At 70.7% G+C, this 21,068-nt stretch carries 21 protein-coding genes and 4 pseudogenes; 15 read left to right on the top strand and 10 right to left on the bottom strand.

Annotated features, from left to right (window positions below; all coding sequences use genetic code 11):
• Nucleotides 1-303: 303 nt before the first annotated feature.
• From QQK49_RS23500 to QQK49_RS21515, 4 genes and pseudogenes are all read left to right on the top strand, one after another.
• Nucleotides 304-528, top strand: a complete 225-nt coding sequence (locus tag QQK49_RS23500; protein WP_284302038.1) for a tripartite tricarboxylate transporter TctB family protein — start codon at nucleotides 304-306, stop codon at nucleotides 526-528.
• Nucleotides 529-547: 19 nt separating this feature from the next.
• Nucleotides 548-2,031: pseudogene (locus QQK49_RS21530) on the top strand (tripartite tricarboxylate transporter permease).
• A gap of 155 nt (nucleotides 2,032-2,186) precedes the next feature.
• Nucleotides 2,187-2,666: a type II toxin-antitoxin system Phd/YefM family antitoxin gene (locus tag QQK49_RS21520; protein ID WP_431310500.1), complete on the top strand. Its 480-nt coding sequence runs from the start codon at nucleotides 2,187-2,189 to the stop codon at nucleotides 2,664-2,666.
• Nucleotides 2,663-2,938, top strand: a complete 276-nt coding sequence (locus QQK49_RS21515) for a type II toxin-antitoxin system RelE family toxin (RefSeq protein ID WP_284302036.1) — start codon at nucleotides 2,663-2,665, stop codon at nucleotides 2,936-2,938. Before QQK49_RS21520 ends, QQK49_RS21515 begins: the two co-directional genes overlap by 4 nt.
• 116 nt (nucleotides 2,939-3,054) lie before the next feature.
• Here the strand turns inward: QQK49_RS21515 and QQK49_RS21510 are convergent, their stop codons facing one another.
• The 3 genes and pseudogenes from QQK49_RS21510 to QQK49_RS23040 form a co-directional block, all read right to left on the bottom strand.
• Nucleotides 3,055-3,720: a class I SAM-dependent methyltransferase gene (locus tag QQK49_RS21510; RefSeq protein ID WP_284302034.1), complete on the bottom strand. Its 666-nt coding sequence runs from the start codon at nucleotides 3,718-3,720 to the stop codon at nucleotides 3,055-3,057.
• 134 nt (nucleotides 3,721-3,854) lie between these two features.
• On the bottom strand, nucleotides 3,855-4,532 hold the full coding sequence (locus tag QQK49_RS23045; protein WP_348536242.1) for a rhodanese-like domain-containing protein: 678 nt from the start codon (nucleotides 4,530-4,532) through the stop codon (nucleotides 3,855-3,857).
• Nucleotides 4,533-4,701: 169 nt separating this feature from the next.
• A pseudogene (locus QQK49_RS23040) lies at nucleotides 4,702-5,442 on the bottom strand (NAD(P)/FAD-dependent oxidoreductase); the annotation flags it as partial.
• 62 nt (nucleotides 5,443-5,504) lie between these two features.
• Between QQK49_RS23040 and QQK49_RS23585 the strand changes: the two are divergent.
• From QQK49_RS23585 to QQK49_RS21495, 3 genes are all read left to right on the top strand, one after another.
• Nucleotides 5,505-5,720 carry a hypothetical protein gene (locus QQK49_RS23585; RefSeq protein ID WP_488803204.1) on the top strand — a complete coding sequence of 72 codons (216 nt, stop codon included), beginning with the start codon at nucleotides 5,505-5,507 and terminating at the stop codon, nucleotides 5,718-5,720.
• Nucleotides 5,721-5,962: 242 nt separating this feature from the next.
• Nucleotides 5,963-6,952, top strand: coding sequence for an alpha/beta fold hydrolase (locus QQK49_RS21500; RefSeq protein WP_284305783.1), 990 nt, complete (start codon nucleotides 5,963-5,965; stop codon nucleotides 6,950-6,952).
• Between the two features lie 26 nt (nucleotides 6,953-6,978).
• A complete protein-coding gene (locus QQK49_RS21495; RefSeq protein ID WP_284302025.1) occupies nucleotides 6,979-7,242 on the top strand; it encodes a metal-sensitive transcriptional regulator in 264 nt (87 codons plus the stop codon).
• Between the two features lie 9 nt (nucleotides 7,243-7,251).
• Here QQK49_RS21495 and QQK49_RS21490 read toward each other — a convergent pair whose 3' ends face one another.
• The gene (locus QQK49_RS21490) at nucleotides 7,252-8,109 is read right to left on the bottom strand and encodes a serine hydrolase domain-containing protein (protein ID WP_284302024.1); all 858 of its coding nucleotides are present in this window, start codon (nucleotides 8,107-8,109) and stop codon (nucleotides 7,252-7,254) included.
• A gap of 179 nt (nucleotides 8,110-8,288) precedes the next feature.
• Between QQK49_RS21490 and QQK49_RS21485 the strand changes: the two genes are divergently transcribed.
• The gene (locus QQK49_RS21485; protein ID WP_284302021.1) at nucleotides 8,289-9,113 is read left to right on the top strand and encodes a peptidyl-tRNA hydrolase; all 825 of its coding nucleotides are present in this window, start codon (nucleotides 8,289-8,291) and stop codon (nucleotides 9,111-9,113) included.
• 61 nt (nucleotides 9,114-9,174) lie between these two features.
• Here the strand turns inward: QQK49_RS21485 and QQK49_RS21480 are convergent, their stop codons facing one another.
• Nucleotides 9,175-9,630: a YdeI/OmpD-associated family protein gene (locus tag QQK49_RS21480; protein ID WP_284302020.1), complete on the bottom strand. Its 456-nt coding sequence runs from the start codon at nucleotides 9,628-9,630 to the stop codon at nucleotides 9,175-9,177.
• On the opposite strand from QQK49_RS21480, the pseudogene QQK49_RS23495 reads away from it, so the two are divergent.
• The 3 genes and pseudogenes from QQK49_RS23495 to QQK49_RS21465 form a co-directional block, all read left to right on the top strand.
• A pseudogene (locus QQK49_RS23495) lies at nucleotides 9,572-10,657 on the top strand (MFS transporter); the annotation flags it as partial. The gene QQK49_RS21480 and the pseudogene QQK49_RS23495 overlap by 59 nt on opposite strands.
• Entirely contained in the window at nucleotides 10,636-10,875 is a 240-nt protein-coding gene (locus QQK49_RS21470) for a hypothetical protein (protein WP_284305781.1), read from the top strand. The pseudogene QQK49_RS23495 and the gene QQK49_RS21470, both read left to right, overlap by 22 nt.
• A gap of 62 nt (nucleotides 10,876-10,937) precedes the next feature.
• Nucleotides 10,938-12,425 carry a DUF1846 domain-containing protein gene (locus QQK49_RS21465; RefSeq protein ID WP_284302018.1) on the top strand — a complete coding sequence of 496 codons (1,488 nt, stop codon included), beginning with the start codon at nucleotides 10,938-10,940 and terminating at the stop codon, nucleotides 12,423-12,425.
• A gap of 16 nt (nucleotides 12,426-12,441) precedes the next feature.
• Here QQK49_RS21465 and QQK49_RS21460 read toward each other — a convergent pair whose 3' ends face one another.
• From QQK49_RS21460 to QQK49_RS21450, 4 genes and pseudogenes are all read right to left on the bottom strand, one after another.
• Nucleotides 12,442-13,149 (bottom strand): patatin-like phospholipase family protein, encoded by a 708-nt coding sequence (locus QQK49_RS21460; RefSeq protein WP_284305780.1) that lies wholly within the window; start codon nucleotides 13,147-13,149, stop codon nucleotides 12,442-12,444.
• A gap of 218 nt (nucleotides 13,150-13,367) precedes the next feature.
• Nucleotides 13,368-13,430 (bottom strand): annotated as a pseudogene (locus tag QQK49_RS23490) (hypothetical protein); the annotation flags it as partial.
• On the bottom strand, nucleotides 13,412-13,573 hold the full coding sequence (locus QQK49_RS21455) for a hypothetical protein (protein WP_284302017.1): 162 nt from the start codon (nucleotides 13,571-13,573) through the stop codon (nucleotides 13,412-13,414). The pseudogene QQK49_RS23490 and the gene QQK49_RS21455, both read right to left, overlap by 19 nt.
• Nucleotides 13,574-13,676: 103 nt before the next feature.
• Nucleotides 13,677-14,720 carry a S66 family peptidase gene (locus tag QQK49_RS21450; protein ID WP_284302016.1) on the bottom strand — a complete coding sequence of 348 codons (1,044 nt, stop codon included), beginning with the start codon at nucleotides 14,718-14,720 and terminating at the stop codon, nucleotides 13,677-13,679.
• A gap of 313 nt (nucleotides 14,721-15,033) precedes the next feature.
• Here QQK49_RS21450 and QQK49_RS23485 point away from each other — a divergent pair, with 313 nt between their 5' ends.
• The 4 genes from QQK49_RS23485 (at nucleotide 15,034) to QQK49_RS21435 (ending at nucleotide 20,019) form a co-directional block, all read left to right on the top strand.
• Nucleotides 15,034-15,387 carry a phosphotransferase-like protein gene (locus QQK49_RS23485; protein WP_431310499.1) on the top strand — a complete coding sequence of 118 codons (354 nt, stop codon included), beginning with the start codon at nucleotides 15,034-15,036 and terminating at the stop codon, nucleotides 15,385-15,387.
• Entirely contained in the window at nucleotides 15,278-15,604 is a 327-nt protein-coding gene (locus QQK49_RS21445; protein WP_431310563.1) for a phosphotransferase-like protein, read from the top strand. Before QQK49_RS23485 ends, QQK49_RS21445 begins: the two co-directional genes overlap by 110 nt.
• Before the next feature lie 256 nt (nucleotides 15,605-15,860).
• A complete protein-coding gene (locus tag QQK49_RS21440) occupies nucleotides 15,861-17,447 on the top strand; it encodes an HNH endonuclease signature motif containing protein (protein WP_284305779.1) in 1,587 nt (528 codons plus the stop codon).
• A gap of 712 nt (nucleotides 17,448-18,159) precedes the next feature.
• Nucleotides 18,160-20,019 (top strand): calcineurin-like phosphoesterase family protein, encoded by a 1,860-nt coding sequence (locus QQK49_RS21435; RefSeq protein WP_284302012.1) that lies wholly within the window; start codon nucleotides 18,160-18,162, stop codon nucleotides 20,017-20,019.
• A gap of 112 nt (nucleotides 20,020-20,131) precedes the next feature.
• On the opposite strand, the gene QQK49_RS21430 is transcribed toward QQK49_RS21435, so the two are convergent.
• Nucleotides 20,132-21,007, bottom strand: a complete 876-nt coding sequence (locus tag QQK49_RS21430; RefSeq protein ID WP_284305778.1) for a VanZ family protein — start codon at nucleotides 21,005-21,007, stop codon at nucleotides 20,132-20,134.
• Between the last annotated feature and the right edge of the window lie 61 nt (nucleotides 21,008-21,068).

The raw sequence follows: 21,068 nt of genomic DNA, 5'->3' as shown, positions 1-21,068 counted from the left end.
CGTCGACGTCGTCGACGAGGATGCCGACGCTGCCGGTGAGCCGCGCGGCGGGTCGTTCTGGGGTGGCCGTTCCGGGCTGGTGCTGCCGCTGATCCTCGCCGCCTTCAGCAGCTATCTCCTCTTCGGCGTGCTGACGACGGACGTCCCCGAGGGCACCGACTTTCCCGGTCCCCGCTTCTTCCCGACGATCCTCGTGGTCCTCGGCTACGTCTTCTCGCTGCTGCTCGTGCTGCAGTACGTGCGCTCCCCGAGCACGTCACGGACGACCGCGGGCGGTACCGCACGTTCTCCGACTGGTCGGCCGTGGCGTGGTGCATCGGTGGATTCGCGCTGTTCGCCGCCACCCTCGAACTGCTCGGCTGGATCCTCGCCGCCGCGCTCCTGTTCTGGTTCGTGGCCCGCGGGATCGGGTCGCGGCGGCCGCTGTTCGACATCTCGGCGGCGCTGCTGCTGTCCTCCGTCATCTACCTGACGTTCTCGGTCGGCCTGGGTCTGCGCCTCCCCTCCGGCGTGCTGGGGGTGATCTGAGGTGTCGATCGATCTGTTGATGCAGGGATTCGCCGGCGCGCTGACCCCCATGAACCTCATGTGGGTCGTGCTCGGGTGCCTCCTGGGCACGGCGGTGGGTGTCATGCCCGGACTCGGGTCGTCGATGGCCGTGGCGCTGCTGCTGCCGATGACGTTCGCGCTCGACCCCACGGCGGCGTTCATCATGTTCGCCGGCGTCTACTTCGGTGGCCTCTTCGGCGACTCCACCATGGCCATCCTCATGAACACCCCCGGCCAGGCCTCGGCGATCGCGTCGACCTTCGAGGGCCATCGCATGGCCAAGGACGGCAGAGCCACCCAGGCCCTGGCCACGGCGGCGATCGGCGCGTTCATCGGCGGTATGACGGCGTCGGTGGTCGTGGTGTTCCTCGCCCCCAGCTCGCGGAGTGGGCGGCCGCCTTCGGCCCCGCCGAGTACTTCGCGCTCGCGTTGTTCGCGTTCGTCGCGACCTCCTCGATCGTCGGCGACTCCGTGGTCAAGGGCATCGCCGCGCTCATCCTCGGGCTCGGCATCGCCACCATCGGCATCGACCCGACCACGGGTGTCGAGCGGGCCACCCTCGGCGTGCAGGAACTGTTCGACGGGATCTCGCTCGTCACGGTGACGGTCGCGATCCTCGCGTTGGGGGAGGTCTTCTACGTCGCCTCCCGCATCCGACGCGACCCCACCGTGCGGGCCATGAAGACGACGGGCCGGCCGTGGCTGTCCCCGGCCGAGTTCAAGGAGGCCGCACCCGCGTGGGCCCGCGGGACGGCGATCGGTCTGCCGTTCGGCGTCATCCCCGTCGGCGGGTCGGAGGTGCCGACGTTCATGGCCTACTCCCTCGAGCGGCGTCTCGACCGTCGGCGCAAGGAGCCCCGGTTCGGCCGCGGCGCCATCCGTGGCCTGGCCGCCCCGGAGGCCGCCGGCAACGCCACGACCGGCACCGCGATGGGCGCCCTGCTCGCCCTGGGCCTGCCCGTGTCGGCGACGGCGGCGATCATGCTCGCCGCGTTCCGGCAGTACGGACTCCAGCCCGGGCCGCTGCTGTTCGACCGTGCACCCGACCTCGTGTGGTCGCTGCTGGCGAGCTTCTTCGTCGCGATGATCGTGCTGTTGATCATCAACCTGCCGTTCGCGCAGTTGTGGGCCAAGCTGCTGCTCATCCCCGCCCCGTACCTCTACGGCGGCATCGCGGTGTTCTGCGGCCTCGGCGTGTACGCGCTGTCGAACTCGACGTTCGACCTGCTCATGTTGCTGTTCATCGCCCTCATCGGTTTCGCGATGCGCCGCCACGACATGCCGCTCGCGCCGCTGATGATCGGCATGGTCCTCGGGCCGCTCGCGGAGACCTCGCTTCGCGACGCGTTGTTGTCGTCGGCGGGCGACTACGGGGTACTCGTCGCGAGCCCCATCACCTGGCTGCTCTACGGCGTCCTGCTCATCGTCGTCCTGTTCACCCTGCGCGCCCGCGTGCGGCAACGCACCAGCCAGGACATCTGAACGCGCAGGCGTCGACCTCAGAGACGTCCAGCCCGCAGCCGGCCACGCCGGCCCGCGAACCACGGCGCGCTACCACCGCGCCCGCAAGAACCCCCGACCGGCAGCCCAACGACATTCTCGCGGCCTACATGACGCCCTCAAGCATGGGGTGCGGCATGAGACTCGGGTTCGACACCCACACCCGCCTCATCGAGACGATCGTCCTCGTCTTCGTGAGCGGCAATGAGCTGGTCATCCACGCCATGCCTGCGCGTAGGCAGTACTCGACCTCCTCCCCTGACGGGGCCGATCGCAACGCACTCATCTGCCGTGCTGGGTGCTCGCGACCAGGATTGACCCCCGCACTGCCAAGCGCCACAATTGTGGTCATGAGCATCGAGTCCTTGCGTGAGGTCCGCGATCACTTCAGCGACGTGGTCGACCGAGTGCAGCACCAGCACGAGCGAGTGACCGTGACCCGCAACGGCAAGGCAGCCGCCGTCATCCTCAGCCCCGAGGACCTCGCCGAGCTCGAAGAGACCTTGGCGGTGCTCAGCGATCCCGCCGCGCTGGCCGACATCCGCGAGGCCGACGTGGCTTACCAGGAAGGCAACGTCATCCGGGGAGCCGACGCGGTCCGCGCTCTCCTCCCGTGACGGAGCCCTTCGAGCTGGTCCTCACCCCACCGGCATCGCGAGCCATCCAGAATGGTCTGCCAGAGGCCGTGGCCGCAGCAGTGGTCGAGCTCCTCACCGGAGCACTGATCGACAACCCACGACGAGTCGGAAAACCTCTCAGAGGCGAACTCGCGGATATCCACTCTGCGCGGCGCGGCACCTATCGGATTCTGTACCGGATCAACGAACAGGACCGCGAGGTCGTCGTCCTCCGCATCGAACACCGCCGCGATGCCTACGGACGTCACTGAGACCCGCAGACCCGCACTGTCATGCCGCCGGCGTCGTCGCTCAGAGGTGTTCGTGCGCTCACGGTGTTCGTGCCAGGCGAGCCGGTCCAGTCCAGTGGAGTCGTCGTGCGTCACAGTCATCGCCTTCCCCTCATCTCGCGGCGCAGGACTTCGGTCTCGGCACGAGTGGCGTGGACGCTCTCGAGGGTGCCGGCGAGGCGCCGCCTGGTCTCCACGACGTCCAGCACGTCCTCGGCGGCGAGGGCGGTGACCACGTCGAGGGGGCGGCGGGTGAAGTGCTCGTTGAACCGGCTCACCGTGACCGTCTCCAGCATCCGCTGACCTGCCCGGACCAGGACGGACGTCGAGACGACGTGGTCGAGCAGCAGCAGCGCACCGCCCGGACGCAGGACGCGCACCATCTCCGACAGCGCGCCCTCGACGCCGTCGATCGAGCACAGACCGAGCGTGCAGAGCACCGTGTCGGCCGAGGCGTCGTCCAGCGGCAGTCGGCCGGCGTCGGCTTGCCTCGTCTCCGCGGGGATGCGCAACGCCGATGCGCGGGAGGCGAACTCGGTGAGCATCGCGGGACTGAAGTCGACACCGGTCACCCGCGTCCCGGGCGGGAAGTGGTCGAGATTCGCGCCCGTCCCGCAGGCGACGTCGACGACATGCCCACGAGCCCGCTCACCCACCCAGGCGCGATGCGGCGCGAAGAGGCGACGCTCGAGGAGCGACGTCTTGCGGTCGTACGTCGCGGCCTCGGAGTCCCAGAACTCCGCGAGCCGCCCGGAGTCCACCATGGCTCACCCCTGTCGACATGGGTGAGCCTGCCACCTCCCCTCCGGACGCGCGCGGTGGCGGATCGAGACGCGGTCGCCCGCGCCGGCGAGGACGCACGCGGACCTCTCCCCTCATGGACGGAGGGCTCGACGACTCAGCCGCGGGTCGACATGCCTGCCGACCAGGTGCGATACCCGCCGTCGAGGTTGCGGACGCGACGACCGGAGGCAGTCAAGATGCGGCCGGCGACATGGCCACGGATGCCGACCGCGCAGTGCACGACGAGGTCACCGGCGGGTACCTCATCGGCCCGAACTCGCAGCTCGTCGACGGGGATGTTGACCGCCCCCGGGATGGCCCCGGCCGCGAACTCCGCCGGCGTGCGCACATCGATCACCGTCTCGCCCGCGGCCTGCGCGTCGGCGACCTCGTGCCACTGGATGCTGTCCTCCAGACCGGTGGCACGGTTCTCGGCGACGAACCCGAGCATGTTCACGGGGTCCTTGGCGGAGCCGAACTGCGGGGCGTAGGCCAGTTCGAGCTCGGCGAGGTCGCTCGCCCGCAATCCGGCTCGCATGGCGGTGGCGATGACGTCGATGCGCTTGTCGGCGCCGTCGCGCCCCACGGCCTGGGCGCCGAGGATGGCGTCGGTCTGGGGGTCGATGAGGAGCTTGAGCGAGATCGACTCCGCGCCAGGGTAGTAGCCGGCGTGCGAGGCCGCGTGGGTGTGGATGAAGCGGTGGGCGCGGCCTGCCGCGACGAGGCGCTTCTCGTTCCAACCCACTGCCGCGACCTGGTGGCCGAGCACCCCGACGATCGCCGTTCCGAGCACCGGGCGATCCTCGACCGCGCGTCCGGCGATGGTGTCGGCGATGCGACGCCCCTGCAGGTTCGCGGTGTTCGCCAGCGGGACGAGGACCCCTCGCCGTCGAGCGCGTCCTCTTGACGACGGCGTCGCCGGCCGCGTAGATGTGCGGATCGCTGGTGCGGTAGTGCTCGTCGACGACGATGCCGCCGCGGGGCGCCACCTCCAGACCCGCGTCCACGGCGAGCGCCGACTCCGGCCGGACGCCGACGGCCGCGACGACGAGGTCTGCCGGAATCCGTTCTCCCGTGGCGAGTTCGACGTGATCCTCACCGATGGCGGTGACGCTGGAGGACAGACGCAGATCCACCCCCGCCTCACGCAGGGCGTCGTGGACACCGGCGATCATCTCGGGGTCCATGGGCGCCATGAGTTGCGGCATCGCCTCGACCACCGTGACCGCGAGGCCACGGTGCAGGAGGTTCTCGGTCATCTCGACGCCGATGAATCCCCCACCGATGACGACGGCGGACCTCGCGCCGTCGACGGCGGCGACCAGCGCGTCGGTGTCCTCGACGTTGCGCAGCACGAGAGCGCGCTCGATGCCGGGGATCGGCGGCCTCACGGGCGCGGCGCCGGGAGTGAGCACGAGCGAGTCGTACGGAAGGTCCTCCTCCCGCCCCGAGTCGAGATCGCGCACCCGGACGGTTCGGGCGTCGCGGGCGATGGCGACGGCCTCGGTGCGCACGCGGACGTCGATGTCGAACCGCGCCCGCAGGGAGTCGGGGGTCTGCAGCAGGAGAGCCGAGCGCTCCTCGATGACCCCGCCCACGTGGTAGGGAAGACCGCAGTTGGCGAACGAGACGTTGCCGCTCTTCTCGACCACGGTGATGGTGGCGGTCTCATCCAACCGGCGGAGTCTGGCTGCGGTCGACATTCCGGCGGCGACGCCACCGACGATCACGATGTTCATGTGGACATACATACCCCTGGGGGTATATGGTCGTCAAGTTGTCGACCCCCGTCATCAGAAGGAGCTTCACCATGTGCCGAGCAGTGCCTTGCACGGTCTGTGGCCGGACGACCTGGGCCGGATGTGGCCTGCACATCGACTCGGTCCGCCAGAACGTCCCCGCCGACCAGTGGTGCGAGGGCCACCCGCGAGCGGCGGCGGGCCAGAAGTCCGGCTTCCTCAGCAGGCTCCTGGGTCGATAGCCGCACCCGCCCCACATCTCGCCGCCGACCACCTCGAACCGGAGGTGGGAGTGGGGGCGCCGTTCCGCGCCTCGCGGCGTCGCGTCTCGCGCTTCACGTCCCGCGTGCCGGCGTCTCGCGCTTCGTTCTTCCGAATCGTGATGCGCGCGTTCGCCTGACTCGCTGAGGGCCCGACGCGCGGGCGATCGGCCCGCGTCGTGACAGGGTGTGGCCATGAACGGCGCTCTCGGCATGCCTGCGGCATGAACGACTACGTCCGCGCCCCCGACGGCGCCCTGCTGGCCGTCCGCCAGGCCGGGCCGAAGACCGCGCCCCCGTTGTTGCTGCTGCAGGGTCAGGCCAATTCGATGCGGTGGTGGGAGGAGCTCCGCACCGGCTTCGAGCAGGCCTACCGCACCGTCACCATCGACTACCGCGGCACGGGCAACACCTGCGCCGACGTCGGCGACTGGACGACGCTGACCTTCGCCGAGGACGCCGCGCTCGTCATGGCCGAATTCGGGTTCGAGAGCTACCGCGTCTACGGGACGTCGATGGGAGGCCGGGTCGCGCAACACCTCGCCGCCCGGCACGCCTCACGGGTGGAGCGGTTGATCCTCGCGTGCACCTCCCCCGGCGGCCCGTTGGCCCGCGAGCGCAGCCGTGAGGTGCGCCGCATCCTCGCCTCCCCGGAGGACGGGAACCGCATCCAGCGGGTGCTGCGCTTCTTCTACACCGACGACTGGCCGGGCCGGCCCTCCGACAGCCTGCTGCTCGGCGACCCGACGATGACGCCCGCCGCCTCCCTCGCCCACCTGCGCGCCAGCACCGGCCACGACGCCTGGACGGCGCTGCCCGACATCACCGCACCCACCCTCGTCCTGCACGGCACCGACGACCCGATGGTGCCCCCGAGAACGCAGAGATCATCGCCTCGGCCATCCTCGACGCCCGACTCATCCACCACCACGGCGGCCGTCACGGCTTCTTCGACGAGTTCGCCGACGACCTGCGACCGACGCTGCTCGACTTCCTTCGCTGAGCCACCCGCCGACCTACGCCGACCCCCACGACCTGACCGGCGAGCTCCGCCGACAGTGATGAGGGGTGCGCTCCCAGGTCGCTGCACGGCACGCGCCGACCGATACCCCTGGGGGTACATGTACGATCGGGGCTCGGCCTGCGCCGAGACCGCACATCACCGCACGCCCCGACTCACTGGGTGCGGTGCCGGCATCGTCGACGTCCGGTAGCTCGTCGTCACCAGGAGGTACTCACCATGCGACTCGACCCGTCCGACCTGGACTCGGCCCTCAAGCGGCTGCGCCGCGCCCACGGTCAACTGGGTGCCGTGATCCGCATGATCGAGGAGGGCCGCGACTGCAAGGACGTCATCACCCAGCTCTCCGCCTGCAGCAGCGCCCTCGATCGCGCAGGGTTCTCGATCATCACCACCGGCCTGCAGCAGTGCATGACCGAGGACAACCCCGACCGCGAGGCCGATCTCGCCGCGATGGAGAAGCTCTTCCTCTCCCTCGCCTGAGCGCGCGCCTCACCCCTCGAGCAGCGACGCCGCGTTCGCCTGCACCTCACCGAGCACCGGCCACATCGCGTCTCCGAGTTCGACCTGCGTGAGGAACACCGAGATCGTGCCGTCGGGGTCGATGTAGAAGTCGGTCCCCTGGCCACCCGACCAGGCGTAGCGCCCCTCGTGCTCACCACCGGTGGCGACCGATCCGCCGTAGCCCCACCCGATGCCGTCCCAGAAGCCGGGAAAGAAGCTGTCCGGCGTCTTGACCGACTCCGGCACCTGATCCCGCGTCATCTCGCGCACCAGGTCGGGGTCGAGGAAGGGGTCACCCTCATGCCTGCCGCCGTCGGCGAGCATGCGGCACAGCCGGTGATAGTCGGCGGCGGTCGAGACCAGTTCTCCGTGCGCCGTGTCGAACGGAGGCTCGCCCACGTAGAACCCGCCGCCGAGCGGCTCGGCCTCCTCGAGGCCCGACTCGCCGTGGCGGTAGGCGGCCGGGAGCCGGTGGGCCTGATCCTCGGGGACGAACAGCGAGGTGTCCGGCATGCCGAGTGGATCGAACACGACTCGACGCAGGTACTCCTCCACCGGGATTCCGGCGAACCGCTGCAGGAGCACGCCGAGGATGCCGAAGCCGTGGTGGTACCGGAACCCGTCCCCCGGTTGATGAGCCAGGGGCAGTGTGGCGAGCGCGACCAGCCAGTCGTCGGCGCACGAGTCGACCGGATCCGCCCCCGCCTCGACGCCGGCGTCGCGGTAGGCCGCCGCCAACGGCGACCCACCGGGTTGCATGCCGTAGCCCGACCCGTTGGTCAGCAGGTCGCGGACCGTGATGCCATCGATGTGGCGATCGAGAGTGGGGGTGAGGGTGTCGGGCATCGGTGCTCCTCTGTCGTGACGCCGTGGGTGCCGACCGTAGCCGCCGCCACCGACAACGCATCCGGAACGCAGAACACCGCTGGTCACGCCACAGATACGGCGAGCGGCGACGACGACCCGATCCGACGCCGGCGGGCCGCGGCGACGGGCATCCGCGTCCCCATGGCACCGTGGGAGTCATGTCGATCGGTGAGGTGCTGACCCCGGTGCGCGAGCGATACGCGCACTGGCTGGGCTTGGACGCAGTCGAGGTCGAACGGGACGGCCGCGAGGACCCCGAGGAGGTCCGCGCGCTGCAACTCATCCTGCGCCTGGAACGCGACGGATCCCCCGACCGGGCGACGGCACTGGCCCTGGCCGCCACCGGGTGCGCGTTGCTCTGCCTCGACGAGCGCAGCGCTCCTGGCGGGCCCTGGCATGCGGAGGTCGACGCGTACTGCCGAGGCCACATCCGCAAGGTCACCCGCCGCGCCCGCGGAGCCCGATGGGAGGCGAGCGCCGACCTGCCCGGACTGTCGTTCGAGCAGGGCGACACGCAGATCCGCGTCCTCGTTCCAGGGCGAGTCGGCGACCTCGACAAGCGGGTGTCGGTGATGCAGGTGGGCGGCACGGAGATCCCGCCCGTCGACCCCGACGACGACACCCCCGCCCCGGCAGCCGACCCGGCCACCACGCCGCACGAGGGCCCTCACCTGCGCTGCGTCGTCCCGGCCTCGCTCGAGATGACGGCGGGCAAGCTCATGGCCCAGACCGGACACGCGGGCATGATCGCCGCCGCGTTGGCCGCCGAGACCGACCCCGACCTGCTGCGCCGGTGGTTCGAGGCCGACTGCCCCGCCGTGGCCGAGGTCGCGGACGAGCGGTGCTGGAGGGATCTCCTCGCGAGCCTGCAGGACCCGGCGGTGGCCTGGACCGAGCATCGGCGCCTGGCCGTCCGCGACGCGGGGTACACCGAGGTCGACCCCGGCACGATCACCGTCGTCGCCACCCTCGAGAAGGGCTGAGCGGCGCCGCGGCAGCGAGTCCCTCGCCCAGGAACTCCCCCGAGCGGTGAAACCACCGGGATCAGCGCATGCGGCCCTCGTGGATCATCGTGATCGCCTCGGCGGCCCGCCGCAGCCGCGTCTCGGCCTTCTTGGCCTCGCCCACCCACGTCGCGAAGGACTTGCGGTGGGTGTAGGCGAGCGCCTCGAACCCCCGGCCGGCGTCGGCGTCCCGGCTCAGGGCGTCGGCGAGTTCGGTGGGGATCTCGACCTCTCGCGGCGTCTCGTCGCGCGCCACCACGGCGTCGACCTGCTGCCCGATCTCGACCCCGAGCTCGGCACGTGCGGCCTTGCTGAGGCCGATGCAGTTGACGCCGCCCATCACGGCGAGACGCAGGGCCGTCGTGCGCCCGTCGATGCTCACGCGCACCGCCGCCCGCTTGCCGCCGCCGAGCTCGCGCACCTGGTCGTCGGTGAGGATGATCGCGCACGCAGGACCGAACGGCTCCAACGTGGTTCGCAGTGACAACTCGGTCATCGGTGGGCTCTCCTCGGGTCGGGGCCGTGATCCGCGTGGCCCGGTGTCGCGATCCGCGCTCGATCATCGCCGATGCTCACGACCGGCGCACGCGTACTCTGTGCCGGTGTCCGACCGAACCGGCGACGTCCCCCGCGACCAGGAGCGCTCGCTGTGGCCGTTGTACGCCGGCGGATTCCTCGGCCCGTTCGGTGGGGCGATCCTCAACACGATGCTGCCGGAGCTCGCCGGTGGGCTGGACACGACTGTCACGGCGGCGGGTTCGGCGGTGAGCGCCTACCTGTTCCCGTTCGCCGCCCTCATGCCGCTGGCGGGGTTGCTCGCCGCCCGGTGGGGTGCGGAGCGCACGGTGCGGCGCGCGTACGTCGTCTACGCGGCGGCCGCGCTCGTGTGCGTCGTGGCTCCGGTGTTCGGAGTGTTCTTCGCCGGACGCGTGCTGCAGGGCATGGCCAACGCCTTCACGACGCCGCTGCTCATCACGATGATCGCCGACCGCGTGCCGGCCTCGCGGATCGGCCGCAGTCTCGGGACGTACGCGAGCATGCAGGCCGCGGGGATGGCTTTCGCGCCCTTCGTCGGTGGGCTGGCGGCCGCCGTCGACTACCGGCTCGCCTTCGTCGTCGTCGCCGTGGCGGCCGGAGCTCTCGCGATCGTCACCCCCCGCGCACCCGCCCACACCCGGACCGACGCCGCCCGCCCGCCGTGGCGGCCCCTGCTCAACCGCGGGCTCGGGCAGGCGTGCCTGGTCGGGTTCACCGTGCAGTTCGCCTCCACCGTCATCATGTTGGTGGCCGCGCTCGAGGCCAGCGACCGATTCGGCCTGTCCCCCGCGGCCCGCGGGCTGGTCGTCGCCACGTTCGGTGTCGCCGGGCTCGCCTCCGGGCGGCTGGTGGGCGCCCTCGCCGATCGCCTCGGGATGCGCCGGATGGGCTTCGGTGCGACCGCCACCCTCGCGCTCGCCGTCGGCGCCGCCGCCTGGCCGCCCGTGGTCGCCGCCCTCGTCGCGTGCGTCGTCGCCGCCGGGATCGCCGGCACCGGGGCCCGGGTCATGACCAACACGCTCGCGCTGCGCAGCACCCCGCCAACCGCAACACCGCCACCGCCCTCGCGCTGTCCGCCCAGTTCCTCGGATCCGCTTTCGCGCCGGCCTTGTTGCCGATCTACCAGCAGTCGGTGGTCGCGGCCTGCGTCATCGCCGCGGTCGTCGCCGGCATCGGCGCCCTCGTCGTCCTCGTCCGCACGTGACCGGAGCGGTGCGCGGGGCGCTCGGAGGCGCCCGGTAGGCTCCGACGGTCGAAAGGGGCGAGATGGAGATCGGGTTCGACCGCGAGAAGTACCTGCAGATGCAGGCGGAGCACATCGACGCCCGGCGCAAGCAGTTCGGCGGCAAGCTCTATCTGGAGTTCGGCGGCAAGCTCTTCGACGACCTGCACGCCTCCCGCGTCCTGCCGGGTTTCGCGCCCGACGACAAGCTGGTCATGTTGCGCCGGCTCGCCGACGAGGTCGAGATGGTCATCGTCATCAGCGCCCAGGACCTCGCCGACAACAAGATGCGCGGCGACCTCGGCATCGGCTACGACGCCGACGTCCTACGCCTCATCGACGAGTTCCGTAGCCGTGGACTGTTCGTCGGCAGCGTGGTCATCTCGCACGTCACCGACGACAACAAGGCCGCACGCGCCTTCAAGCGCAAGCTCGAGCGGCAGGGCGTCAAGGTCTACCGGCACTTTCCGATCAAGGGCTACCCCAACGACGTCGCGCACATCGTCAGCCCCGAGGGGTACGGCCGCAACGAGTACATCGAGACCTCCCGCGACCTCGTCGTCGTCACCGCGCCCGGCCCGGGCAGCGGCAAGATGGCCACCTGCCTGTCGCAGCTCTACCACGACCATCAGCGCGGGATCTCCTCCGGTTACGCCAAGTTCGAGACCTTCCCCATCTGGAACCTGCCGCTGGACCACCCCGTCAACGTCGCCTACGAGGCCGCCACGGTCGACCTCGACGACGTCAACCTCATCGACCCGTTCCACCTGCGCACCTACGGCGAGAGCTGCGTCAACTACAACCGCGACGTCGAGGTCTTTCCCGTCCTCAACCTGCTGTTCGAGCAGATCATGGAGACCTCGCCGTACGCCTCCCCCACCGACATGGGCGTCAACATGGTGGGGCACTGCATCAGCGACGACGACGCGTGCGTGGCGGCGAGCCGGCAGGAGATCCTCCGCCGCTACTACAAGGCCCTGGCGCACGAACGGCGCGAGGAGATCGAGCCCGAGCAGTCGGAGAAGATCGCCCTGCTCATGGGCCGGATGGGCATCCAGGCCACCGACCGCCCCGTCGTCGAGCCCGCGCTCAAGGTCGCCAAGCGCACCAAGGGGCCGGCCGCCGCCATCGAACTGCCCGACGGCCGCATCATCACCGGCAAGACCACCTCGCTGCTGGGCTGCTGCTCGGCGATCCTGCTCGACGCGCTCAAGGCCCTCGCCGGGATCGACGACGGCGTCAAGCTGCTGGCGCGCGAGACCGTCGTGCCGATCCAGGAGGTCAAGACCCGCCACCTCGGGGGCCGCAACCCGCGCCTGCACACCGACGAGGTGCTCATCGCCCTGGCCGTCGGCGCCCAGCACGACGACAACGCACGTCGCGCGCTCGCCGAACTCCCCAAGCTGCGCGGGTGCGACGTGCACTCGACCGTCATCCTCGGGCCCGTCGACGAGGGGATCTTCCGCAACCTCGGTGTGCAGGTCACGAGCGAACCCGCCTACCAGACCAAGAAGCTGTACCGAAAGTCCTGAGCGCGGCGGGCGCGACTCACGCGATCGCCAGCGAAGCGAGGTCGAGGGTCTGACGGCGGCCGAGGTCGGCGCGGTGCTCGACCAACCAGGCGTCGGCCTGCTGCCATCCCAGGTCGTGCAAGCTCCTGATCAGCGCGGCCGGCGCCTCGGTCTTGGAGGACGCGCTGAACCGGGCCAGCTCGTCACCACCGTCGATGCGGTGCGCGCGCAGATCCCGGACGCGCGCGAGGAACGGGTGCTGTTCGCAGGCCCGGTCGGCCTCCGGCGCGACGATCTGCAGGAGACCGAGGATGCGCAGCTCCTTGACCAGCGAGGCGTTGAAGGTGATCTCGTTCATCCGGTCGAGGATGTCGGGGGCCGTGGTGGGCGCCTCGTCACGGCCGACCGGGTTGATCTGGACGACGAGCAGGTCGCGGGCCTCGGCGTGGTCGACCAGCGGCAGGAGGGAGGGGTTGCCGGCGTACCCGCCGTCCCAGTACTCCTCGCCGTCGATCGTCACGGCCTGGAACAACGTGGGCAGGCAGGCGGAGGCGAGGACGACGTCCACGTCGATCCGGGACCCGTCGAACACCCGCAGCCGCCCGCTGCGGACGGCCGTCGCAGAGACGTACACCTCCACCTCACCGCGGCGCATCGCGTCGAAGTCGATCTCGCGCTGGATGATCCGCCGCAGCGGATGGACGCCCCAGGGGTTGATGTCGTAGGGGAGAACCCGGCCGACCACGCTGCGCCCCACATCCGGACGGCTTGCTGCCAGGCCCCGCCGACGGGACCGGTCCACATGCGGGCCCAGGCCTGGGACATCTGTACCCAGGGTTGCAGCGGCGTGTCGGCGAGAACTGCCTCCAGCGGCGAGGAGATCCATGTGCCGATCCGGCCGACCTCCGTCCACACCCGCGCGAGGCGTTGCTGGGCACCCACCCGACCGCCGTCCGCGAGACCGGAGGCGAGAGCGACGGCGTTGAGCGCACCCGCGCTCGTCCCGCTCACGGCGCTGATCGTGATGTGGTCGTCGTCGAGCAGACGATCGAGAACACCCCAGGTGAACGCGCCGTGCGACCCCCACCTTGCAGGGCCAGGTCGAGCTTGACGTCGAGCGGCGCCTCGGGCGCCTGCGGCGAGGTGGACGACGAGGGAGTCGGCGGCATGACCGAAACGGTACGTGGGTGGATGCGGGCGTCGTCGGGCTGCCCGGGTTGGAGGAGACGGCGGAGGCCTGTGCCGCCGGCTGACGACCGGATCAGGGGCGCCTCAGGCGTACTCCGCCCAGACCTCCCGGGCGGCGCCGTCCACGGTCATGACTCCGCCGTAGGGCAGGATCCATTGAGGCCTGGTGTGCCCGAACGGAACTCCCACGACCACGACGGCGTCGGGGTTGTAGCGGGCGATCATCTCGATCGCGGTGTCGCGCTGCCGTTCCCGATGGGCGGCTCGGTCCCGCGCCGGCGGGGCGTGCTCCATCGTCGCGACCGGCGGACGCGCCACGAGCACCGCGTCGACCGCGGCGAGGAGGCCGCGCTCCCCCATCGACCGCAGGATCCACGAGAACTCGCGTGCGTCGATGACTTCCTCCGACGTCTCGAGCAAGAGAATCCCGCCGCCCAGGATGCCGGCGTCGTCAGGGAATCGCCCCGCCGTGAGGATCCACTGCAGGACCTCGATGCACCCGCCCCAGGTGCGGCCGGTCACGGATCGCGCCGGCCCCGCCCAACTCCACGGCTCGGTCGGTTCGCGATCGCCGAACTGCGTGAGGGCCGCCGGGTCGGTCCAGTCCTTGCCGACGTCCTCCGAGACCCCCGGATCGGTGATCCGCAGCCGCTCACCGGTGAGTAACGCGGCGCGCAGGGAGGCCGCATGGACGGCGTCGACCTCCGGCCCCGGCCCGAGGTGGACCTGGGTCGACCCGCCGTAGAAGCCCTGGATCCCGTGCGCCCAGAGCCAATTCAGCAGGTTGGTGTTGTCGCTGTAGCCGCAGAAGGGCTTGGGGTCGGCGCGCACGACGTCAGGGTCGAGGCGGCCCACGACGGTGATCTGGTCCTCACCGCCGACGGTCGCCAGCACCGCCCGGATCGAGGGGTCGGCGAACGCGGCCATGATGTCGTCGGCCCGAGCCTGCGCCGACGACCCGAGCTGCCGGGTCGTGGGGTACTCGACCGGGACGAGACCGGTGACCTCCGCGAGGCGACGCATCGCCTGCTCGTGCACCTCCGGCGCGAATCCAGGCGCCGCGAACGACGGCGAGATCACGGCCACCCGGTCTCCGGGCACGGCTTTGGGCGGGGAGGTCAGCGACATGACCCCCAGGGTAGGAGGGGCTGAGTCGTGTGTCTGACCACGCACGGTGTCTGCTCCTGGAGCCGGCTCGACCGGGTGCTGTGGACGGCGGGCGATCGGGGGGACGTGCGGTGTCCACCGCGACGGAACGTGTGGCGCCGGCAACCCCTCTCACGCGCCGGGACAGCGGGGGGGCGAGCACGTCGACGCCGTGGGCATGATCGAAACGGGCCGTGGGTGAGGACGGGCGTCACCGGCTCCCCTGGCCAGGGAGGTCACCGGAGGACCGCGCGTCGACCGGCGACCGGACTCCTGAAGCTGGGACACTCGGCGCGTGATCGGGAGAGCAGTGGTGTTGGCGGGAGACTCCAGCGCAGGCAAGACGTCTGTGGCGCAGGAGCTGCAGACCCGGCTGGGCGAACCCCTTCTGCATGTCGGGGTGGATCATTCTTCTCGATGTTCCCCCACCACTGGAAGGACCATCCGCGAGGTCCGGGGCCGGGATTCTGGTACGACGACTCCGCCGACGACGACGGCGCTCCGCTGGCCCGCATCCGCTATGGAGACGCTGGGGGAGGCTGCTCGCCGGCATGCGGGCCGCCGTCAACGGGCTCCTCGCGACGGGCAACGACGTCATCCTCGACGAAATGCCGATCGAGGCCTCCACCATGCCTACCTGGCGGCGTGATCTCCGGGCATCGGCGAGCTGCTGGGTCTACGTCACGGCGCCGTTGGAGGTGCTGGAACGACGGGAGCGGGAGCGGATGTCGGGCCGCAAGTCGGGCAATGCGCGAGGGCATCACCGCCTGGGCCAGGGCGGCGACTGGGACATGGTGGTGAACACCGACACGGCCACCCCGGGGGATGCGGCGGCGGAGATCATCAGGCGGTGCCCGTTCCTGTAGGCCCGGCTTGCTCTGGCGACGATGTGGACAACGCGGGAGTATCCACAGCGCTGTGGATAACTCGTACACCTATTCGATTGTTTCCCGTTTGAGCATTCCTTTTCATCGGTCAACGCGATAGGGTGAGGAGACGGAATCAGACGGGTGATCGGGGGGTGAGGGTTGTGTCGACAGCGACCGAATATGTCGGGCCGGCGGCCCCCTCACGCGCTCAGACGGCGAGGGCGAGCGTGTCGAGGCGGCGGTGTTCGCGGGCATGTCCGGGGATGAGTTGCTGTCCGAGTTGGAGCGGATCGAGCGTGAGCGGGCGGCGTTGGTGGCGCGGTCGGTGGTCCTCATGGAGGTCATGGCGCGCGGCCGGCGGCGGGAGGCCCTCGCGGCGCTGGCACCGGATGTCCCGGCGGGGCGGCGCACTCTGGAGGTCGCCGAGGCCGATGCGTGTGTGGTCGATGAGGTGGCACTGGCGACGGGGTTGCGGGTTCATGAATGCCGGGCCCGGCTGGACCTGGCCTGTGGTGATGCCTCGCGGACGGGACCGATCAGGGCGGCGCTGGGCCGGGGCGAGTTGTCCTGGGAACGCGCGCGACGAGTCATGGACTCCGCTGCCCAAGTCCCGGCCGAGCACATCGAAGACCTGGTGACGCGGGTCGTGGCGCCCTATCCGGCGCGGTCGGTCGACGGAGTGGGCGGACTCTTGGTGCCGCACGAGGTGTTCGGCGCCCGGTTGCGGCGGTTCGTGGCCAGGCACGTGGACGCCTCCGAGCGTCACGCCCAGCGGATGCGGCAGCGGTGCACCCGCATCGACGTGCTGCCCGAGGGCGAGGCCACCCTGTCTGCGTCAGGCCATGTGCTGCGCGTGGCCAGCGCCCATGAACGCGTCGACCGGATCGCGCGCCGGCTGCGGGGCGAGGGGGATCCGCGCACGCTGGCCCAACTGCGCTCCGACATCACCCTGGACCTGCTGCAGTGGGGCGAACTACCCACCGACTCGGCCATCCTGGACGTCGCCGGCCTGTCCGCGTATTCGAGGTTCGCCGGAGCGTTGCCCGCGGCGCGGGTCGATGTGGTGATCTCGGCGGCCTCCCTGATGGGTGCGAGCGCAGATCCGGGAATGGTGCCGATCGCGGGCCGACAGGAGTGGATCTGCGCGGAGATCGTGCGCGATGTGGCGTTCGCGGCCGGATCGACCTGGCGGCGACTGGTCACCGACCCGATGAGCGGGCACCTGGTCGACCTCTCCAGCACCGGATACGCGGTGACCGGGGACCTGCGCGAACGGATCGTGGCCCGCGACCGGGTCTCCCGAGTGCCAGGCAGCACCCGTCCGGCCGGGGCGTGCGACATGGACCACGACATCGACTACGCCGACGGCGGCCCCACCAGCGAGTCGAACGTGTCGGCCAAGCATCGTGGCGGGCACAACCACAAGACCCACCGCACCTGGCACTCCCATCGAGAACCCGCACCCGACGGGACGATCATCTGGACCACCCCCACCGGACGCCGCTACCGCACCACACCCTGGGACTACCGCGACCCCGACCCACCCACACCCGACCAGATCCTGGAGGCCCTCAGCACTGCCGGCCACCCCGCCGCCGACCCCGCGCCAGGAGCGCTCACTGCGTTCGGATCGAGGCCCGCCCAGCCGGAGCGCGTGGTGCATCGCATCACCCGCTGCCCCGACTGCCGACGCACCACCACGATCGACACCGTCCTGGTCGGAGACCTCACCGACGACCCCATCCACATCCACCGACCACGACGAACACGACTGCGTCGAACCACCGAACCACGACGCGACCCCTGGACCGACACCGACCCAGGACCCCCACCCTTCTGATGAGGCTCGGGCCTGACGACGCTCATGCCCGGCGAGCAGTCCGATGAGGGTCGCGCACCGCCACCCACGCCACGACCGCCGCGGCGACCACCGCGACGCACGACGTGGGTGGGAGCATCCCGGGGCCGCCCGGAGCGCGATGACGAGACCTCCGAGGCCCGCGCCCGCCGCAATCCCGACCTGGAACGCGAGGACGTACCAGGCCGACGCCTCCCGCCCCCACCCCGGCGCGTCACGCAGGACGAAGCGCCCATCTCGGTAGCGGGCACGCCGCCCATGCCACCCGAGACGTAGCACAGTTTCGACGTCATCTGGAGGGGGTCCCGCCACACCCCACCCCGCTGACCTGCACTGTTGCCCCCGACCCCCTCCGCGAGTACGTCGAAACTGCGCTACGTCCTGGACCACGCCGACGATCGCGACGCTGGGCGCGCCGGACGCCGGGGTCCGGCCCGCCCGCACCCCGATGCCTGCACCCGCACCTCACCCCTCCCGCAGCGCGACCGACGACCCCGACAACAGATCGACGTTCTCTGGCGGCGCACACCAGGTGAACGTCACCCGAAATTCGTTGCGCACCAAGGGATTTACTCAGGGTCCGGTCAGGTGGCGTACATCGGGCCAACAGACGACGGCAGAGTCGCGTTCACCCCGGCGCGACAGCGTGACGGCGGGCCCGTCCAGCCCTCCGTCTCTCACCCAGGAGCACCTCATGAACAAGGCATCCCGCCGCGTCGCCACGGCGATCCTCCCGCTCGTCGGTCTGGCCCTCGCGCCCGTGACCGTCTCGCAGGCCGCTTCCACCCCGCCCGTCAACCCCGAGCGCAAGGCCCAGGTCGTCCGTGACGACTACACCGGTCACGTGCAGGTCGTCCGCGGCAAGGCCGCGGACGAGAAGGTCCTCACCGGATCGGTGTTCGTCGACAAGGACAAGGACTCCGTCAAGGACCGCGGCGAGAAGGGCATCGCCGGCGTGACCGTCTCCAACGGCCGCGACGTCGTCACCACGAACGCCGACGGCGAGTACTCGCTCCCCGCGTTCGACCGCATGACGGTCTTCGTCACGCAGCCCTCGGGCTACGCCGTGCCGGTGAACGAGGACAACATCGCCCAGTTCTCCTACAACCACTTCCCGACCGGCTCGCCCAAGCTCCGGTTCGGTGGCGTACCCGCCACGGGCGCCCTGCCCAAGGCCGTCAACTTCCCGATGGTGAAGTCGAAGGCCACCGCGAAGACCTCGCAGAACTGCGCGGTCGCCTCCGACACACAGGGCTACAACCTCAAGGAGGTCGCCTACGCCAAGCAGGGTGCGGTGCGCGACCTCGTCAAGCGCACCGACCTCGGCGGCTGCGGCGTGCTGCTCCTCGGCGACAACGTGGGCGACGACCTCGCCATGAACGACCCGACGAAGGACATCTACCGCCAATTCCAGGGTCCCGTCCGCGCCCTGCCGGGCAACCACGACATGGACTTCGACGCGAAGGACGACGAGGGCAGCCTCGACACCCACCGCGCGCAGTTCGGCCCGGCCTACTTCTCCTGGGACGTCGGCAACACCCACATGGTCGCCCTCGACAACATCCGCTACAACGGCACCAAGCCCGGCGGCAAGTGGGACAACGGCGGCTACAAGGAGTCCCTCACGCAGGAGCAGCTCGACTGGCTGAAGAAGGACCTCGCGAGCGTGCCGGCGAACAAGCTCGTCGTCATCAACGCGCACGCGCCGATCATGCACTACCGCGGCGTGGGCACCGACAACGCCGCCGACCTGTTCGCGGTGCTGAAGTCGACCGGTCGGACCGCCGAGAACACCGTCATGATCGGTGGCCACACCCACACCATCGAGAACCTGCTCCCGGGCACCAAGCGTGAGGAATGGGCGGCCAAGGGCATCGCCGAGCTGCCGTTCCACCAGATCGTCGCGGGCGCCGTCTCCGGCGACTGGTACTCCGGCAACCTCGACGAGTCCGGACTGCCCTACGCCGTCGGCATCGGTGGCAACCGTCCCGGCACCCTGACGCTGTCGCTCAAGGGCAACCGGTTCGTCGAGAGCTACAAGGTGCGCCAGGAGCCCTGGAAGTACCGGCTCTCCCTCGGCGTGAACTCCCCGACGTGGCGTGACTGGGCCCCCAAGGCTCTCGCGTGGCGCGCGGACAAGGCCGCCGACAAGGGTGCACGCCCCACCATGGGCAACCTCAACGTCATCACGGATGAGGACCTCGAGGGCGGCACCTGGATCTCGGCCAACTTCCTGCTCGGCTCACGCGACGCCACGGTCGAGATGTCCGTCGACGGCCGCGCCTACCAGGTGGCGGAGCTCGCGCAGCCGGGCAAGGGCGAGAAGACCAACACCGGGTGGGAGTTCGCCGACGTCCAGGTCGCCAACGCCAACCTGCTGTCGGCCGGCGGCAACGTGCCCCAGAACAGCTCTTCGGTGTGGCGCGCCACGCTGCCGAAGAACCTGTCGAACGGCACCCACACCGCCACCGTGAAGGGCACCGACCGCCACGGCCGGGTCTACACCGAGACGGTCCGCTTCACGGTCGTCGACGAGCGCGCGCCGGTGAAGTGACGCCGCACCGGAAGAACGGACCGGGCACGGCCCGATGAGGGTGAACCCCGCAGCCGCCGAGGCTGCGGGGTTCACCCTCGCCGTCCACGACCGCCCGTGTCGGCCGCGCGGTTCAGCCGACGGGTTCGCGCACCGTCGCTCCCGAGCCCGCGTGCGAACCCGCCCGGTCCACGGCCCGCGCATCGGCGACGTCGTGCCCGGAGACCACCCCGCTCAGACCTCGCGGGTCGCGCAGCACCCACAGCACGTCGGCGACGAGCCACAGCACGGCGAGTGCCGCCACGGGGAAGGGTCCGGCGAAGATGCCCACCGCGGCGACCCCGCGCAGCAGACCGGGCGTGACCAGCGGGAACGGGCGGTCCCGCCGGACCGGCACGGGTCGCAGGTAGACGATCCGCTGCCCGAGGGAGGCCCGCGATCCGCGCAGGGTGGGCAGCACGGCGAGGGCGACCGTGACGGCCACCGCCGCCCACCGCATCAGCTCGAGCGCGAGGTCGCTCATCCCCCGCTCCTCCAGGCGCGGCCCCACGGCCAGCCCGAACGCGATGAACACCCCCACCCAGGTGAGCGCGACGGCGCAGGCGAGGATCCAGGCGTCCAGCAGCATCGCGGTCCACCGGCGCACCCGGGTGACGGGGCGGGCGGACTCCCGCTGCCGCACGAGGGCGTCGGGGTCGGCGAACAACCGCGGGACGAACCCGGCCACGGCCACGCCGATCGCGGTGCCGGTGGTGTTGGTGATGAGGTCGTTGACGTCGGCGAACCGGTAGGAGCACGCCATGAGCCCCCAGTTGCCGGTGTACTGCGTGGCCTCCACCAGCAGCGACACCCCGGCCCCGGTGAGGACGGTCCGACCGGCCGACCAGTGCCCCAGCCGCCGCCCGAGCACCCCGAGCGGCACGAAGAGCGCGACGTTGAGGACCATCTGCATGACCACCCAGCTCTTCGCCATCGCGATCGGCGACAGCCCGGCGAGCTCACGCGGCATCGCGCGGAAGTAGGCGGTCGGATCGAGTTCGAGAGGGCGACCGCGAGCGGTGCAGAACCCC

Origin of the sequence: Mobilicoccus caccae (assembly GCF_030161635.1) — a bacterium.
Lineage (GTDB): Bacteria > Actinomycetota > Actinomycetes > Actinomycetales > Dermatophilaceae > Mobilicoccus > Mobilicoccus caccae.
The sequence above is the reverse complement of the archived record's forward strand: the minus strand, read 5'-3'. Positions and strand labels throughout refer to the sequence as shown.

Excerpts from the sequence above, each read along its gene's own strand:
- QQK49_RS21520 (WP_431310500.1), top strand. The coding sequence starts at position 2,187 with ATGAGACTCGGGTTCGACACCCACACCCGCCTCATCGAGACGATCGTC.
- QQK49_RS21510 (WP_284302034.1), bottom strand. The coding sequence starts at position 3,720 with ATGGTGGACTCCGGGCGGCTCGCGGAGTTCTGGGACTCCGAGGCCGCG.
- QQK49_RS23585 (WP_488803204.1), top strand. The coding sequence starts at position 5,505 with ATGGTCGTCAAGTTGTCGACCCCCGTCATCAGAAGGAGCTTCACCATG.
- QQK49_RS21500 (WP_284305783.1), top strand. The coding sequence starts at position 5,963 with ATGAACGACTACGTCCGCGCCCCCGACGGCGCCCTGCTGGCCGTCCGC.
- QQK49_RS21495 (WP_284302025.1), top strand. The coding sequence starts at position 6,979 with ATGCGACTCGACCCGTCCGACCTGGACTCGGCCCTCAAGCGGCTGCGC.
- QQK49_RS21490 (WP_284302024.1), bottom strand. The coding sequence starts at position 8,109 with ATGCCCGACACCCTCACCCCCACTCTCGATCGCCACATCGATGGCATC.
- QQK49_RS21485 (WP_284302021.1), top strand. The coding sequence starts at position 8,289 with ATGTCGATCGGTGAGGTGCTGACCCCGGTGCGCGAGCGATACGCGCAC.
- QQK49_RS21480 (WP_284302020.1), bottom strand. The coding sequence starts at position 9,630 with ATGACCGAGTTGTCACTGCGAACCACGTTGGAGCCGTTCGGTCCTGCG.
- QQK49_RS21465 (WP_284302018.1), top strand. The coding sequence starts at position 10,938 with ATGGAGATCGGGTTCGACCGCGAGAAGTACCTGCAGATGCAGGCGGAG.
- QQK49_RS21455 (WP_284302017.1), bottom strand. The coding sequence starts at position 13,573 with ATGCCGCCGACTCCCTCGTCGTCCACCTCGCCGCAGGCGCCCGAGGCG.
- QQK49_RS21450 (WP_284302016.1), bottom strand. The coding sequence starts at position 14,720 with ATGTCGCTGACCTCCCCGCCCAAAGCCGTGCCCGGAGACCGGGTGGCC.
- QQK49_RS21440 (WP_284305779.1), top strand. The coding sequence starts at position 15,861 with ATGTCCGGGGATGAGTTGCTGTCCGAGTTGGAGCGGATCGAGCGTGAG.
- QQK49_RS21435 (WP_284302012.1), top strand. The coding sequence starts at position 18,160 with ATGAACAAGGCATCCCGCCGCGTCGCCACGGCGATCCTCCCGCTCGTC.
- QQK49_RS21430 (WP_284305778.1), bottom strand. The coding sequence starts at position 21,007 with ATGCCGCGTGAGCTCGCCGGGCTGTCGCCGATCGCGATGGCGAAGAGC.